Genomic DNA, 15,893 nt, shown 5'->3' on the forward strand with positions numbered 1-15,893 from the left:
TAACGCCGAGACGCAGAGGCGCGGAGATACGCGGGGAAAACCAGTGAAATCTTCACTTTTTTCTGCGCTCCTCAGCGTCTCTACGTCTCGGCGTTGAGGGGTTTGGTTTTTTACTCTTATCAATGAGACTGAACAATCACCTTAGGTCAACTTATTTAGGTCAACTTATTGCGAACAGATTACTTACTGCGTTTCGAATAGGTATAAGCGAAAGTCATTTTTTCTATCGCCACCTCATTCTTGGTTGCATTGAATCCTTCCACTTCCCATTTAATCGGATAGGCATCGATAAATGCCCATGCGCGCAGTACCTGTGCATCCGCACCATTGAGCTTAACGATGATGGTCTGTGGCACAATGGATTTGATAAATGCACCCTCCAGCGTGTCCTTGCACCATTTCACCAAAGGCGAGTTCAGCATAGATATGCCGCGCTTGAGCTCCAGATTGGGATGCTTAATACTCTTGGGAAGCTGATGGATAAAACGATTTTCACCGCCTTCGACCACCGCTTCGGTTTCCATCTCGATACTGATCCCTGACACTTCGCTAAACGACGCATCAGGAATCTGTCCACCGTTACCAAAAGTCACGGTGAAATAAAACGCGGGAGGAGGATAACCCTCCTCAAAATATTCACCACTCATGCTGGTGTTTATTTATTCGCGATCGTCAGGCCTTCGTGCACGATTTCGATAGATTCGATCGCCACTTCATTGCCTTCTGATTTCAGATCCGTGCTGGAAATTTTGGTTGGCCAGGCATTGGTTAAAGTCCAAACCATAGTGGCTTTCCCTGTTTCGTCCAACAGGCTGATCGTGACGGGAACCCGTTTGATCGTATTGAGTTTGATTTGATTGAGCCAATCCCAAAATTTATTATCGCCTTTGAATACGCCTTTTTTCATCGTGATATTGCCGTATTTTTTCATACCCGGCATCTTGATCACAGAGAAGACTGGGCTATTGCCGTGACGATATTTAATTTCTTCTGACTGTACGTCGAGTCCAGATACCTCCTGGAAAGACATTTCATTTTTATCCCATTCCACTTTGAAATAGAACTTCGGTAAAGGCCATACATTTGCCGATTGTTTTGATCCATCATCTGCCATAACAAACCTCTTAATAAATTGACTTAAATAAAATGCGGTTTCTCTTTAGCGCACCCAAATGGGGAACGCGATTGAAAATCGGCGACCTATGATTTTTGCATTTGCTGTTGGAACGTGATCTCGATGAATTCAGCAGGGCGGCTCAATGCCACTAAGATAGTCACGCGCAAATAGCCTTCCAAAATATCTTCTGGCGTCATGGTTTCACCCAGACCAACATGCACGCTGAACGCGTCTTCTGGACTAGCACCTGCCAAACCACCGCGTTTCCAGATACTGGTTAGGAAGTTGCTTGCCATGCTCTTGATATTGATCCAGGTGCCGCTGACATTCGGTTCGAAGACATAGGCTTTGGTCGCCAGACGCAGGGATTCTTCTATCATGATCATAGTGCGGCGTACATTGATGTAACGCCAATCCAGACTGTTACCGTCTAGTGTACGGGCACCCCATACCAAAGTGCCTTCACCGATGAACGAGCGAATTGCGTTGATGGATTTACCCGCTGTCGAGACGTTCAAATCCTCTTGCTCATCGTGAGAGATATTTACGGTAGGAGAGACCACACTCGCCAAACTGACATTGGCAGGGGCTTTCCACACGCCGCGTGAATTGTCTACCATGGTATATACGCCTGCCATTGCCGCTGCAGGTGGCAGTACGTTTAATTTGTTTTTGATCGCCAACAAGATGTTTTTGTAAGTTGGGCTAACCGAGAACAAAATCTTGTGCAATTCGTCGTCTGACAAATAGGTTTTTAATTTTTGATCGCGACCCGCATCACCGATTTGATTCAGAATATCGGCGAATTCTTTTGGTGCATTGGCACCACCTGCTTCTGCGAGCAATAAGGTTTTGACTTCGGTGATATCAACAAAGCTGGAGAACTCCAGATCCGTGGTTTGAACAATGGATGTGTTCAGCCATGGATAGTAAGCCGCGGAATAATTTAAATAGTTAATTCCCAAATCGCCCCGGAAATTCACAATGCAATCGCCCTTGGGATCTTTGCGTTCCTTGTAGCCCTCATAGACATCGAGAATCGCAAAACGATTTTTTTGGCTGAAGCAATGCTTCAAACTATATTGTTGAACACCGATGCAATTATCAAAATCAAGCGCTTGCGCATCAGGTATCACCACCATCGTCGGTTCTTGCTCTTTCAAGAGCAGGTCAATACCGTCTTCCAATGCTTTTCTAAGTACGGTCTCTTCTTTGACGCTGCCATCATCTTCAGTCTTAGTGTAATTGCCGACTGATACGATGTAGCATGGGCCGCCACCATTTTGGAAGAACAATTGCATAGAACGATACAGATAGAAACGCTCAGTATCTTTCTTGTCGTTTGGTCGCTTCAATATGTAGGATTTACCACCAGACTTGAAATCACCGGCGATATTTTTGTCGGTATTTTCTACGATGTTGAATTGGTCATTAGGTTCTTTACCGTAGTAACTCTCAAACTCAGATAAAGAGGTAATGCGCCAAGGTTTGTTTTTGAGCGAACTGCCTTTATTGTCAGCAAATTTGGTGTATCCAACAAATGCCGGCACCGCAGTCGCCACTTCGACCACCGAGTTGGGAAAGGCATTTTTTTCTACGATATAGACACCAGGTGTTTTATACGCGCCAGCCATATGTGTTCCTTTGAAGATTATTGATGAATATAAATTTCCGCAACGAGCAGTGATTGACCGTCCGGAGCTCCTTCTTTGCCAATTTTTTGAATACTGGCGTTTGGCAATCGCCGCATTAATACTCGCCCGGTCGCATCTGCTTCACGTAACTGAAAACGCTGTGACGGGATACTTCTCATCGGCAGCGCCGCATCAGACACAAACGCCTGACCATTACTGCCAGCGACATTTGGTGATGGACGAAACTCTGTACCACCACCATCGTTCTCACGATCTAAATCAACGATCTGTAACTGTTTTTTTGCCAGAGCGCCGCAGAAATAATATTTCCAATGCAGAGGTCTGGCCTTTAAATGAATCATATAGCGCGTCATTTCTGCGTCGGCGCCAGTTGGTAATCTGTGCTGCAATTTGTGCTGTAACTTCACACTAAAAACGATGGACGCTCTTTGGCGCTCAAAACTACTTAAATCATAGTCAGATGCTTTTGCCGTCTGCATTTGCAGACTTTGCGTATTTGTTTTGTCGACCTTACTGGTATCAGCATTTACACCAGAAAAAACGACAGGTTTATTCATTTCCCATGCAGTATAAAAATCGAACATGGGATCAGATGAAGACACCAAAAATACAAAATCTAATGTCGTCTCTACTTCAAGCTTATTTGCTATCCCCATCGACCCAGCTTCGCGATCCTCGCGCCAAATCTCTATGCCAGTGCCGCACCGACGCAACAATAAATTTGCTCTTTGCATCATCTCTGCACTGGCCTTGTCTGGTGCAAATTCCAAAGACAAACTCTCTGATCCTAAGCTCTCTGCAAAGAATTCATGTTCGACTTGTATTGCGAACAAAGGCAAATAACGTGCCATTTTTAAGACTAGCGCTGAAGACTCTGGCGCGGATCCGTGATGACAGGTACCTGTTGCACAATGGCACCTGCATCGACGGTAATCATCCGCACTTTGTAGAACGCGGAAGGTAAGTATTTCCCTCCCATCAGGCTCCACAAATTATTCAAATCCGGTATCTTCAAGTTCTCCATATCCAAAATTAACTTTTCTATTCTGTTATCCAAACCCGGACTGTTTTGACGATCAAACACGGCTTGCTGTTGAAAAAAACTGATGGCCTGAGAAATCGTTTTTAAAGCCTCGCCATAATTGCCAGCGCCAAAATTGGCTGACATCATCAAATACAAATTCAAGTAAAGCGGACTGCTGTGTACCAACTGTCTGTCGTCCATCCCGCGTGTCGGCAGATTGGGACGATACGGCATACTGTCTTTTTCAATATTCACCAAGGTCAACACCAGCTTATTGTTGGCATTGGGTGCGACCGTGCCGTCCAATTCCATCAGATTTGACACCACCACCACGTCTTCCAATACATGAAAATTATTCTTGAATTGTTGATTCAATTGCTGAGCCAGATGACTGATAGCAGCGTTAATCATGGCTGGCTTTCCTTGAATAATTGAACAAAAATTGATAAGACCAGTTTATAAAAAAGTAGATATTTACTCTTTGTTTTAAAGCTTGCAAAATTAGTTTACTACAGTAGCATGTGACTTGATGTTTGCACAAATAGATCTTTGATCAATATGCAACAGAAGTTCTATTTTTATTGTCACCTCTTACAATGACAAGAACATTAAGTTCTCTTTTTCTTGCTTAAATGAGAGAAAAATACCTGCATTTTGTGTTGAATGAAAAAATACTTTCTGTTTTGATAAAAAATTACACGTAAAAATAAGAAGCGTGCATGTAAATTTACTTTTATCCATGTAAAGCAATAAGAGAAATTTGTATTTACAACTTAAGCGAGCCGATAATTTATTTTTTGATCTGCAATGGCTTGCTCATCTATTATTTTTTAATAAGACCACTTTTTCAGATTTGTGCCACCTGTCTGGATCCGTCAATTTGCTAATCTCGCCCAGCCATACTCAGCTAGGCACAGCAAAAGGTGTGCCAGCATAAATATGTTTAACTTGGTGGAGCGTGCGTATGGGGTGTCTTGAACAGGACAAAACGCTTTGTACAAAACGGGCGACCCGGTGCAAGTATGAGGAGGACTAACTTTCAGCTTTAAAGACTGCCCGGCCAGCGAATAGTGGAGCGCAAAATCGTTCTGCTCGAATTGAAGATAGGTATTGAAAATGCTTCTTTGTGCTTAGCAGAACATAGAAATGGACAGCTTACTATCTGTCTAGCAGTTCGCTATTCTTAGCATGGAAGCCCTTGGAAGGGCAGTGTGATCAGGTAAGACTATTTGCGCATAAAGATGCTGAAATCATCCGCCAAATAAGCCGTATAAATCTCCGCCTGGGGATCAAGTTGACGGCAAAACTTAAGTACTTGCGTCGCCTCATAGCCACATAAAACCTGATCCTCCGCAAATTGGCTTGCATCAAGCATATTAAATACCACCCCTTTATTCGCCACCTCCCACATGCGGCTGATCGTTTGCCAAGGATGCAGGGAGTTGTCTGAGCGATAGTTCAGACTACCGCAAGCAATCACGATATCGACTTCGGGCAAACCTGAGGTCAAAAAATCGGATTGAAAAAATTGGGTGCTGGGTAGCGTGCCATAACGTTGCGTTGCACCGTCTATGAACTCCCTAAGGAAGTCGACGCCGAGATAGATGAAGTCTTGGTAATGCAGATCGAGGAAAGGTCTTAAGTCGCCGTAGCCGCAGCCTAGATCTAAGATTGAACAATGACTCATATCGCCCCATTGTGTCAGTGCCTGAAAGCGTTTTTGTTGGCTGTCATTATTCCGATAACCTAATGCGCGCAGGTCGTCTTTGCCGAGTCGGTCCCGGTGAAAGGCTTGCACGGTCGCTTTTTCAATCAGATTCATGGTGTCGGCCTGTTCGCATAGAGTTATAGTCGCTGAGACGAAGGAATTACTATTTATTTTAACGAATTATTTTCATTTGCAATTTAAAAAATGCCAAGCCTTGTTCAGCCCTCAATGCCAAGTTTTACCTCGTCAGCGGTTACAATAGCGCCTTAATAGCATTCCGGTAGTTCTCATGTCCCACGGTCTAAATCAACCCCAACGCGATGCAGTCAATTATATGGATGGCCCATGCCTGGTTTTGGCAGGCGCTGGTTCGGGTAAAACGCGGGTCATTACCCAAAAAATTTGCAATCTGATCGAACTGCATGGCTACGACCCTAAGCATATTGCGGCGCTGACTTTTACAAATAAAGCCGCCTTGGAAATGCAAGAACGGATTGCAAAATTGCTCAAGGAACCAAAACAGGCGAACAAGCTAACGGTGTCCACTTTTCATTCTCTGGGTGTAAAAATCTTACGGCAAGAAGCGCGTGCTCTAGGTTTGAAAGATCGCTTCTCGATTATGGACAGTGATGATTGCTTCTCTTTGGTTCAAGACCTCGCAATTACCACAGACAAGCAGTTGATACGTCGGATACAAACTGCCATGTCTTTGTGGAAAAATGGTCTGGTTGATCCTGAACAAGCACTGCAACAAGCGCAGGATGAAGACGAAGCGCAGGCGGCGCGCGTGTATCGCAGTTATGTGGCGACGCTATCGGCGTATCAGGCGGTTGATTTTGATGATTTGATTCGATTGCCGGTAGAGCTGTTTCGACAAAATGAAGAGGTGCGTGACAAATGGCAACGTCGTTTGCGTTATTTGCTGGTAGACGAGTATCAGGATACCAATACCTGCCAGTATGAGTTAGTGAAATTGCTGGTGACCGGTATAGGCAAGAAGCCGATGTTCACTGCGGTAGGTGACGATGATCAGGCGATCTACGCGTGGCGCGGCGCGACAATAGAAAACTTGAAAACCTTGCAGGTCGACTTTCCGAACTTGCGTATCATTAAGCTGGAGCAAAACTATCGTTCTAGCACCCGCATTTTGCAGGCGGCCAATTCCGTGATCGGCAACAATCCCAAATTGTTTGAAAAAGCCTTGTGGTCGGAACATGGCTTAGGTGATCCGGTGAAAGTGATGGGCATGCAAGACGATGAGCAAGAAGCACAACAAGTCGCAATCATGATTTCCGCTCACCGCTTTGAGCGTCGTGCCGCTTGGGCTGACTATGCCATTTTGTATCGGGGCAATCACCAAGCGCGTGTGATTGAACAATCGCTGCGTAAAGAGCGTATTCCCTACACGATTTCTGGTGGGCAGAGTTTCTTTGATCGCGCCGAGATTAAAGACATTATTGCTTACCTGCGTTTGATTGCGAATGAAGAAGACGATCCTGCCTTCATTCGCGCTATTACGACACCTAAACGTGGCGTTGGACAAGCGACTCTTGAGGCGCTCGGTTCTTACGCCGGACAATGGCAATGTTCCTTGTTTGAAGCTGTGTTCAAAGGCGGAATTGAAGCGATTTTGACCGACAGGCAATTGCGCCCTTTGCGTGAATTCTGCAACTTTATCAATAACGTCGAAGCGCATGCGCACAGAGAAGGTCATGCCGAACAATTGCTGGACGATTTGATGAAGGAGATCAACTATGAAGCTTATTTATACGATAGCTTCGATGACAGAGCTGCGCAAAGCAAATGGCAAAACGTGCTCGATTTCACGCAATGGTTAAAACAAAAAGGCAATGGCGGCAAAGAAGGTACCGACGAGCATCGTAGCCTGCTCGATTTGACCCAAATGGTGGCTTTAATGACCATGATGGAAGGCAAAGATGAAGACCCGGATGCGGTGCGCATGTCGACACTGCATGCGTCAAAGGGATTGGAATATCCCCATGTATTTTTAGTCGGCGTCGAAGAAGGCATCTTGCCGCATAAGGGTGATCCCGATGCGCCAGTCGAAACCATAGCTGCACGCATCGAAGAAGAGCGGCGTTTGATGTATGTCGGCATCACTCGTGCCCAACGTAGTTTGCACGTCACCTGGTGCAAAAAACGCAAACGTGCTGGTGAATCTGTCCATTGCGATCCATCGCGCTTTATCAAAGAGATGAAACTCGATGAAGGTGACGCCCTGCCTACCGAGGAAGAAATCATTACGCCGCAGAATCGTTTGGCTAACCTAAAGGCCTTATTAAGCCGGCCTAAGGAATAATTTACTTCAGGCTGTCGGCGCCATATGTGTTTGATTCTCTAATTTATCCAAGACACGGAAACACAGCCATACGCTTATGGCACCAAAGAAAACCACGCCCAGTCCATAACCAGCCATGACGCCGCGTGCACCAAACCACAGGCCGCCAAAATAGACAAAGGGAATCACGCCTATCGTGGCACGTCCCCAATTAAGCGCAGTGGAATAGAGTGGGTAGCCCAAATTGTTGAACGCCGCATTGGCAACGAACAGGCTACCGTTAAAAAGAAAACTGCCGGCAACAAAAATACAAAAGAAAACGATCACATCGCGCCCCAGATCATGGGCGTCAAAAGCCGCGGCGATCAGTGAACTGAAGACAGCCAGAAAGAACCACACCACCAATACATAGATCAAAGTGAGTTTCAAACTGTCGCGCATAGTAGAGCGCAGGCGATCAAAGCGTTTGGCACCGAGATTCTGCCCTAAGATCGGACCGATCGCACCGGATAAGGCGAATAGTCCGGCAAAGGCCATAGGAATCAAACGTGAAATCACCGCCCAACCTGCCACCGCCGAATCTCCATATTTTGCGATGGCAGTGGTGACCGCTGCGTTGCCAAATGGGGTCGCGACATTCGTCATGATCGCTGGGATACCAATATTGGCAAAGGCCTTAACGCTACGGCGAAAAATGTCTGGTGTTGGTTGTGCGAACAAATGGTGAATTTTGAATACACCATAAAAGCCAACACCGGCCAAGACCAAACGGGCAATAATGTTGGCATAGGCGGCACCATCTAAGCCCAGTTTTAGACTAAAAATAAACAGCGGATCGAGTATCGCTGTCGCGGCTGCGGCGCCCAGTGTCACATACATCGCACGCTTACCATCGCCGACTGCGCGCAGCAGCCCGCTTAAACCCATTCCCAATGACAGTAAAGGCAGTGAGGGCAGAACGATGGCGCAGAAGCGTTTTGCTAATGCGGCAGCTTCGCCCTGCGCACCCAATAAATTTAAGAAACTCGACAACAGTGGATAGGTGAGCAAAACCAGAACAGTGCTAATGCCGGCGATTAGAAAGAGCGCACTGCCAGCCAATTGTTTCGCGATCTGCATTTCTCCCGCACCGACCGCGCGTGATACTACCGCAGTGGTAGCGATTGATAAGCCTATGCCTATCGAGGTGTGAAAGAAAAGTAAGGTACTGGCATAACCGATGGCAGCAGTGATTTCGTGTTTGCCGAGTTGCGACACATAAATCAGATTTAATACATCAACTAAAAAAACAGCTATCAGTCCGACCGAGCCTGTCGCTGTCATATTAATGACATGGCGCATGGTCGAACCTTCTAAAAATTTACGATTGATCTGGGGGGAGCCTGGTGCAGTTGCCATGACGCTATTGCCTGTTGGAGAGAATTTTTTGAATAAAGCAGGCAGTGTAGCGGATTAATTCAAAATAGTTGCGGCAACGGGCGGAATTGCACCTTCTTTTCGCCCTTTTGCCATCGCTTGATTGATGCGATCTAATAGTTGTCGGTTGGCCGGCGAAATGCGCATGGCAAAATGATTGCTGACAATAGAAATCGGTTTTGGTAATACACAAAATGGTTTTGGATCTGCAGTCGTGTTGGGTAGGCGGCGTTGTGCATAGTTAAGATTGATGTTGTGTTCCACAATATGTGGGGCATCGATATTGTCATACCAAACTAAGGCATCCATGCGTTTTGCCATCAATTTTTGCAGACGTGAGATACCTGCACCTATATCGTTTTCAACCTTAAATAGTTTGCCGACTTGTTCATCGAATGCCTCGCCAGCACTGGTCGCTGCGACCACCCCGATTAATTTTCCTTTTAGATCCTGGACATGATTGAATTCGAATTGAGAGTCGCAGCGCGTCACTAACCAATTGCCGTTGGCGTTGATTGCATCTGAAAATAGGTATTTTTCGAGGCGCTCTTTGTTGATGGACATGCCTAACAATACCAAATCTTCTTTCAGTGCATTGCTCATGGCGCGCTTCCAAGGGACGCGCTGGATTTGAAAGTGTATATGTAAGGTCCGCTCTATGTAGCTGAGGAGTTCTGCAGTCGGTTTTGCTAAAGGTATGGGTTTGCCTTCGCGATCAAATTCTTCTATGGTCTGTAATTTAAGCCGTTCTTGTGCAGATACCAACGTGGTGCATAAGCCCACATTAAAAGTCAGAACCAGAATAAAAATACTAAGTAATTTCATGCTGTATCTCGCTCGGCGTTGTCTTTGATTGTAGCAAGAGTCTGGGACGCCGTTGCGTTTTTCTGATCACGTGACACAAAAACTAAGGCAAAGACGTGGCGTATTTTGAACTTAATCGGACAAGTTCGCGGCATTTAAGTTCATATCGTTTAAATCATTTTCAACTTGTAAAGCATAGTTTTCTTCATTCCTAATTATTTATATAAATCGCAGACCTCAAACGACTGGTCAAAACCTGCGTTAAAGTAAAGATAGTTTTACCTTAAATATAGGATTATTCTTTTCATAGTTGGTATACAAACGCAACTAATTCTTGGGTTGCCTAGTCCAAGCCCTTGTTCATATCTTTAAAAGTTTTAGCACTTTCAATTCATTCAATCGAGGAAATACTATGTCCGTGTCTATATCTGTGCCGCAGTCAAAATTGATGTTAAGCATTTTGGCGTCTAGTCTTGTGCTGGCGTTTAGTACGACGGTGACCGAAGCACGTCAGACGCCGGCAACTGTGAGTGTCAATGCTAAGGTTGGCGATTTTGCTACCCTCACAATGGGTATGAAAAAGCAGACTGGCTTATTCGATATTTGGAGTAGTGCGGAGCAGGCTAAGGTTTTTCTGGCTGTGACAGAATTAGATAAGCCGTTTTTGTTGGTGACCTCATTGCCATTTGGTTTGGGATCAAATGATGTCGGGTTGGATCGTGGTCAGGTTGGTAGTAGTAAATTAGTGCGCTTTGAACGGCACGGGAAACGTTTGTTTTTGGTACAGGAAAATACCCGTTTTGTGGCAGACTCACCCAATGCGGATGAACGAGCATCGGTGCGCGAAGCTTTTGCCGGGGCGGTATTGTGGGCCGGCGATATTTTGGCGAATGAGACAGTAAGTGGGAATCAACGTTATCTGATTGATTTCTCATCTTTCTTACTGGCCGACCGACATGGTGTGGCAGATAGTTTGAATCGTAGTCGCCAAGGTAACTATGCGCTCGATGAAAAACGCAGCGCAGTGCTGAGCCAGCAAGCCAAATCTTTTCCTGATAATACTGAACTGGAAGCGGTATTAACTTTGGCCGGTGCTGGCGAAGGTCAGTATGTACGTCAGGTCGCGGCGGATGCTAAGAGCTTGCGCGTACATCAGCATATCAGCTTGATCCGTCTTCCCGAAGGCTATGTACCTCGCGCCTATCATCCTGGCTCTGGCGGCATTGATAGTGAAAAAATGGATTTCGCAACCCCATTGGCCGATAGCATACAAGTACGTTGGCAGTTAAGGCATCGTTTAGAAAAGATCGATCCTAATGCTGCGCTGAGTACAGTCAAAAAACCTATCATGTATTACCTGGATCGCGGTACGCCAGAACCCGTACGTTCGGCACTATTAGATGGTGCGCGTTGGTGGAGTAGTGCGTTTGAAAAAGCCGGTTTCAAAGATGCGTATAAGGTTGAATTATTACCTGAAGGCGTTGATCCTATGGATATCCGCTATAACACCATTATGTGGGTACACAGAGCCACACGCGGCTGGTCGTATGGCAATGCCGTTAGTGATCCGCGCACAGGTGAAATCATTAAAGGTGCGGTCACTTTGGGATCGCAGCGCGTGCGTCAGGATATTTTGATTGCCGAGAGTTTATTAGCGCCTTATGGCAAGAGTACCAATACCGAAAAGAAAAACGCAGCTGAGCAAATGGCCTTAGCGCGTCTGCGTCAATTGGCGGCGCATGAAGTCGGTCATACCTTAGGGATTGCGCATAATTTTGCGCCTAGCCGTCAGGGCAATGGTTCCGTGATGGATTATCCGCATCCCTTGTTGGGCCTAAATAGCAAGGGCGAGCTTGAGCTGAAAGAGGCCTATGGCGTCGGCGTCGGTCCTTGGGATGATTTTGTGATTCAACATTTGTACTCCAACTTTCCTGGCCAGAATGAAGACGAAGCTTTAGCCAAATTGCGTGTCGCCGCTAAAGCCGCTGGCCTGCAATATGTATCGGATACCGATTCCCGCTCGCCCGGTGCGGCACATCCCAATGGCCTGCTGTGGGATACCGGTGCCGATTCGGTGAAATCCTATGATCATTTAATGGCAGTACGTCAACGTGCTTTGAGTAATTTTTCGGCCGCAGTATTGCCACCACAGCGCCAAATTGGCGAGTTGGAGGCACGTTTGGTGCCTGTCTATTTATTGCATCGTTATCAGACCGAAGCTGTCGCGCGTTTGATTGCGGGTGGCGAATATGAATATGGTACGGCGCAAGACTTGAATGCAGGCCGCGTGCAAGCAGGCATTAAAACAGTACCTGCCGCCCTACAAAGACAGGCATTGCAAAAGATGGTGAGCAGTTTGCGTGCCGAAAACTTGGCTTTGCCAAAAAATGTACTCGATATTTTGACGCCACAATCGGAGGGATTTAATCGTACCCCTGAGTATTTTTCGGGTCGTATGAATGTGGTGTTTGATGCCTTGTCAGCGGTAGAAGCAGGCGCTGCGCAAACCAGTATGTTTTTGTTTGATTCTGCCCGAATCAATCGTTTAGCGTGGCAGCAGGCGAACGATACGCAACAACTTGGCGTTGCTGAATTGTTCAAACAAGTGTTTGATCAGACTTGGAAACGCGAAGCGATTGCTAGTCATTTAGTCGCTGGTGAAGCGGTGCAGTTGGCAGCGAATTGGGTGGTACTCGATGCGACTTTGAATTTGTTAGACAGCGCTCGTTTGCATCCCCAAGTTCAGGCCGAGGTACGTCAAGTGGTAGCTGAACTGGGCGGGTGGTTACAGAAGAACCCTGCGAAAGGCAGTAGTGCCAGCAGTCGTAAGCAAGCAGCAGAGTTGATTTTTTCATACCTGCGAGATCCAGCTAGTGTGAAATTGCGCCCTTTACCTCCGATACCGCCGGGTGCGCCAATTTAAGTTTGAATGATCTGGCCTCGAAGCAAGCGGATACAGAATTCGTATCCGCATCTCTCAGTGCTCGTAAAGCATGCTCAACTCTTTCGATATTTCGCAACTCTCTTGTGTTTAATATTGAGATAAGCGCGAGCGTGCTTGCAGATGGCTGGTTTAGGTTTAGAATGAATTCGACATAAGGTACTTAACACGAGGTCATGATGAGTCTGATTCAATTGGTGTATGCAAGTCGTTTGCTAGGTGACGAGTCGGTATTGAATGCGATACACAGTCACGCTGTGAGAAATAATACGGCGCACACGATTACTGGTATGTTGTTATATGCAAATCGTCGCTTCTTGCAAGTTTTAGAAGGCGATAGTAAAGCGGTACATGCCACTTTTGACCACATTAAGGCTGATCCACGCCACGAGCATGTAACTTTGTTATTGGAACAAAAAATAGAAGCGCATTATTTCCAGCACTGGAATATGGGTTTTCGCCATCTGCGAGATGAAGAGTTGGCGCAGTTTCCCGCTTATGCGGCTTATTTCGAGGACGACTTTAGTCACTTCAAAACTCAGCCACAGATGGCTTTGGAAATTCTAAAAACCTTGGCTTAGCTTCTGTTCTCAAGGTTTGGTCAGGATTCAGACCGGCAAAATTGGGCTTGCTAATTTGTAAGCACTAAACTTTATTTGTCTAGTAATAGACTTTAGCCCTTGCATCAAAAGCTTGGCGCACAGCCTGGCGCGATCGGTCTGTCCCGAATTTTCAAGCGCATTATCACTTCTCTTACTTAAGCTTTTTGCATTACTTGCTTTTGTGCATTTTAGAGAAAAACAACTAGGCAAAATTTCGCTATTTTTGAGCAGCTTGTGTATTCTTAGCTAATCTCGTTTTTGACTAGGGCTGTCCATGCAGAACGCACATTTTCCTCACTTATTAGAACCTTTGGATTTGGGATTCACTCAACTGCGCAATCGCGTGATGATGGGGTCTATGCATACCGGTTTGGAGGATCGTTTTTATAACTACGGTAAGTTGGCTGCGTATTTTAGAGAGCGCGCACGAGGTGGTGTGGGCTTGATCGTCACAGGTGGCATTTCACCCAATCGTCGCGGCTGGCTGCTGCCATTTGGCGGTACCATGAATAGCTTGGGTGATATTTTCAACCATCGTAAAGTGACGCGTGCCGTGCATGAAGAAGGCGGCAAGATCGTCATGCAGATTTTGCATTCAGGTCGTTATGGCTATCAACCATTTATCGTATCGGCATCGGATAAAAAAGCACCGATCTCTAAATTTAAGCCGAAAGCCTTAACGGAGTCTGGTATTGAAAGCACGATTCGTGACTACGTGCGCTGCGCAAAATTGGCACAAAAATCCGGCTATGATGGCGTAGAAATCATGGGCAGTGAAGGCTATCTGCTGAATCAATTTTTATGTGTGCGTACCAATCAACGTACTGATCGTTGGGGCGGTTCTATCGAAAACCGTATGCGTTTGCCGGTCGAAATTGTGCAACGCGTGCGTGCCGCTGTGGGGCCAAATTTCATCATCATGTATCGCCATTCGATTTTGGATTTGGTTGAGGGTGGCAATAGTTGGGATGAAGTAGTGGCAGTCGCACAGGCCTTAGAAAAAGCCGGAGTGACGCTATTCAATACCGGTATAGGTTGGCACGAAGCGCGGGTACCGACTATCGTCACCTCGGTGCCACGCGCAGCCTTTGCCGCGGTTTCCGGACGTTTAAAAGAAGCCGTATCTATCCCGGTTATTGCGTCGAATCGCATTAATATGCCTGCTCAGGCAGAAGAAATTATTGCCAAAGGCATCGCCGACATGGTGTCGATGGCGCGTCCTTTCTTGGCCGACCCCGAATTTGTTAATAAAGCAGCCGAAGGCCGGGTCGATGAAATTAATACTTGCATCGCCTGTAATCAGGCATGCCTCGACCATACTTTCTCAAATCAAAGAGCCAGTTGCTTAGTCAATCCGCGCGCGGCGCACGAAACCGAATTATTGTATTTGAAAAAAGCCATCGTCAAACGTGTCGCGGTGGTGGGTGCAGGGCCAGCAGGATTATCTGCCGCGACCGTGGCGGCGGCCTGTGGTCACGATGTCAGCTTGTTTGATAGCTCCGATAGCGTCGGCGGCCAATTTAAGATTGCGATGCAAATTCCGGGTAAAGAAGAGTTTAAGGAAACCTTACGCTATTTCAGTAAGCGTCTTGAGATCACTGGCGTCAAAGTGCATTTGGGGAAGCGTGTAACGCGCGAAGAATTAATTGCGCAAGGATTTGATCACATTATTGTTGCGACGGGCATCACGCCGCGCACGCCAAAAATAGAAGGTGTCAATCATCCTAAAGTGATGTCATATCTGGATGTGCTTTTGCATAAAAAACCAGTAGGTAAAAAAGTCGCGATTATCGGTGCCGGTGGTATCGGTTTTGACGTGGCGGAGTATCTTTTGCATGACACAAGTAGTCCTCTGCCAATTCCATTATCGACTTGGTTAGGCGAATGGGGCATTGATCTACACGCTAAGCAAAATGGCGGTCTGGTGAAACCAGAAGTAGCTCATCCTATGCGTGCGATTTATCTATTGCAACGTAAAGCGAGCAAGGTCGGCGCTGGATTGGGTAAAACTTCGGGCTGGGTGCATAGAGCGACTTTGCAACGGAATAAAGTACAGATGCTGGCCGGCGTTGATTATCAAAAAATCGATGATCAGGGTTTGCATGTAAGCATAGGCGGCAAAACACAAATATTAGATGTCGATCACGTCATACTGTGTGCGGGACAAGAGTCCTTAACCGAGTTAATGCCAGCACAGCCAAGTGAATCGGGGCCTCGTTTTCATAAGATAGGCGGTGCCGCCCTGGCATCCGAACTCGACGCAAAACGGGCGATTAAAGAAGGTGCTGAACTCGCTGCGTCGCTATAATTTGTATTAATAGGTACAG

The 15,893-nt window shown here is 46.4% G+C and carries 12 protein-coding genes; 4 read left to right on the plus strand and 8 right to left on the minus strand.

The genetic code is table 11. From position 1 onward, the window contains the following. Window positions 1-179: 179 nt before the first annotated feature. The 6 genes from AC1RR2_RS14620 to AC1RR2_RS14645 form a co-directional block, all read right to left on the minus strand. Window positions 180-647, minus strand: coding sequence for a phage tail protein (locus AC1RR2_RS14620; RefSeq protein WP_493223001.1), 468 nt, complete (start codon window positions 645-647; stop codon window positions 180-182). Between the two features lie 8 nt (window positions 648-655). After that, window positions 656-1,114: a phage tail protein gene (locus tag AC1RR2_RS14625; RefSeq protein WP_390213954.1), complete on the minus strand. Its 459-nt coding sequence runs from the start codon at window positions 1,112-1,114 to the stop codon at window positions 656-658. A gap of 86 nt (window positions 1,115-1,200) precedes the next feature. Next, complete coding sequence (locus AC1RR2_RS14630; RefSeq protein WP_493223002.1) at window positions 1,201-2,751, minus strand: phage tail sheath family protein; 1,551 nt, start codon at window positions 2,749-2,751, stop codon at window positions 1,201-1,203. 17 nt (window positions 2,752-2,768) lie between these two features. After that, window positions 2,769-3,623 carry a hypothetical protein gene (locus AC1RR2_RS14635; RefSeq protein ID WP_493223003.1) on the minus strand — a complete coding sequence of 285 codons (855 nt, stop codon included), beginning with the start codon at window positions 3,621-3,623 and terminating at the stop codon, window positions 2,769-2,771. 8 nt (window positions 3,624-3,631) lie between these two features. Beyond that, window positions 3,632-4,207, minus strand: a complete 576-nt coding sequence (locus AC1RR2_RS14640) for a Pvc16 family protein (RefSeq protein WP_493223004.1) — start codon at window positions 4,205-4,207, stop codon at window positions 3,632-3,634. A gap of 814 nt (window positions 4,208-5,021) precedes the next feature. After that, a complete protein-coding gene (locus AC1RR2_RS14645) occupies window positions 5,022-5,618 on the minus strand; it encodes a class I SAM-dependent methyltransferase (RefSeq protein WP_493223005.1) in 597 nt (198 codons plus the stop codon). A 175-nt stretch (window positions 5,619-5,793) separates the two neighbouring features. On the opposite strand from AC1RR2_RS14645, the gene AC1RR2_RS14650 reads away from it, so the two are divergent. Next, a complete protein-coding gene (locus AC1RR2_RS14650) occupies window positions 5,794-7,824 on the plus strand; it encodes a UvrD-helicase domain-containing protein (RefSeq protein WP_493223006.1) in 2,031 nt (676 codons plus the stop codon). A gap of 6 nt (window positions 7,825-7,830) precedes the next feature. Here the strand turns inward: AC1RR2_RS14650 and AC1RR2_RS14655 are convergent, their stop codons facing one another. Continuing rightward, window positions 7,831-9,201, minus strand: a complete 1,371-nt coding sequence (locus AC1RR2_RS14655) for an MATE family efflux transporter (RefSeq protein WP_493223007.1) — start codon at window positions 9,199-9,201, stop codon at window positions 7,831-7,833. A gap of 54 nt (window positions 9,202-9,255) precedes the next feature. Next, window positions 9,256-10,044, minus strand: a complete 789-nt coding sequence (locus AC1RR2_RS14660) for a substrate-binding periplasmic protein (RefSeq protein ID WP_493223008.1) — start codon at window positions 10,042-10,044, stop codon at window positions 9,256-9,258. Window positions 10,045-10,435: 391 nt separating this feature from the next. Between AC1RR2_RS14660 and AC1RR2_RS14665 the strand changes: the two genes are divergently transcribed. From AC1RR2_RS14665 to AC1RR2_RS14675, 3 genes are all read left to right on the plus strand, one after another. Then, window positions 10,436-12,946 carry a zinc-dependent metalloprotease gene (locus AC1RR2_RS14665; RefSeq protein ID WP_493223009.1) on the plus strand — a complete coding sequence of 837 codons (2,511 nt, stop codon included), beginning with the start codon at window positions 10,436-10,438 and terminating at the stop codon, window positions 12,944-12,946. Window positions 12,947-13,143: 197 nt separating this feature from the next. Then, entirely contained in the window at window positions 13,144-13,545 is a 402-nt protein-coding gene (locus AC1RR2_RS14670; protein ID WP_493223010.1) for a BLUF domain-containing protein, read from the plus strand. 295 nt (window positions 13,546-13,840) lie between these two features. After that, complete coding sequence (locus AC1RR2_RS14675; RefSeq protein ID WP_493223011.1) at window positions 13,841-15,874, plus strand: oxidoreductase; 2,034 nt, start codon at window positions 13,841-13,843, stop codon at window positions 15,872-15,874. The last annotated feature ends 19 nt before the right edge of the window (window positions 15,875-15,893 follow it).

It is taken from the genome of Undibacterium sp. GW821-FHT11H02, assembly GCF_058808015.1.

Bases quoted from the DNA above. Each gene is read 5' to 3' on its own strand.
- AC1RR2_RS14655 (WP_493223007.1), bottom strand. From the start codon at position 9,201: ATGGCAACTGCACCAGGCTCCCCCCAGATCAATCGTAAATTTTTAGAA.
- AC1RR2_RS14675 (WP_493223011.1), top strand. From the start codon at position 13,841: ATGCAGAACGCACATTTTCCTCACTTATTAGAACCTTTGGATTTGGGA.
- AC1RR2_RS14625 (WP_390213954.1), bottom strand. From the start codon at position 1,114: ATGGCAGATGATGGATCAAAACAATCGGCAAATGTATGGCCTTTACCG.
- AC1RR2_RS14640 (WP_493223004.1), bottom strand. From the start codon at position 4,207: ATGATTAACGCTGCTATCAGTCATCTGGCTCAGCAATTGAATCAACAA.
- AC1RR2_RS14620 (WP_493223001.1), bottom strand. From the start codon at position 647: ATGAGTGGTGAATATTTTGAGGAGGGTTATCCTCCTCCCGCGTTTTAT.
- AC1RR2_RS14670 (WP_493223010.1), top strand. From the start codon at position 13,144: ATGAGTCTGATTCAATTGGTGTATGCAAGTCGTTTGCTAGGTGACGAG.
- AC1RR2_RS14645 (WP_493223005.1), bottom strand. From the start codon at position 5,618: ATGAATCTGATTGAAAAAGCGACCGTGCAAGCCTTTCACCGGGACCGA.
- AC1RR2_RS14635 (WP_493223003.1), bottom strand. From the start codon at position 3,623: ATGGCACGTTATTTGCCTTTGTTCGCAATACAAGTCGAACATGAATTC.
- AC1RR2_RS14665 (WP_493223009.1), top strand. From the start codon at position 10,436: ATGTCCGTGTCTATATCTGTGCCGCAGTCAAAATTGATGTTAAGCATT.
- AC1RR2_RS14660 (WP_493223008.1), bottom strand. From the start codon at position 10,044: ATGAAATTACTTAGTATTTTTATTCTGGTTCTGACTTTTAATGTGGGC.
- AC1RR2_RS14630 (WP_493223002.1), bottom strand. From the start codon at position 2,751: ATGGCTGGCGCGTATAAAACACCTGGTGTCTATATCGTAGAAAAAAAT.
- AC1RR2_RS14650 (WP_493223006.1), top strand. From the start codon at position 5,794: ATGTCCCACGGTCTAAATCAACCCCAACGCGATGCAGTCAATTATATG.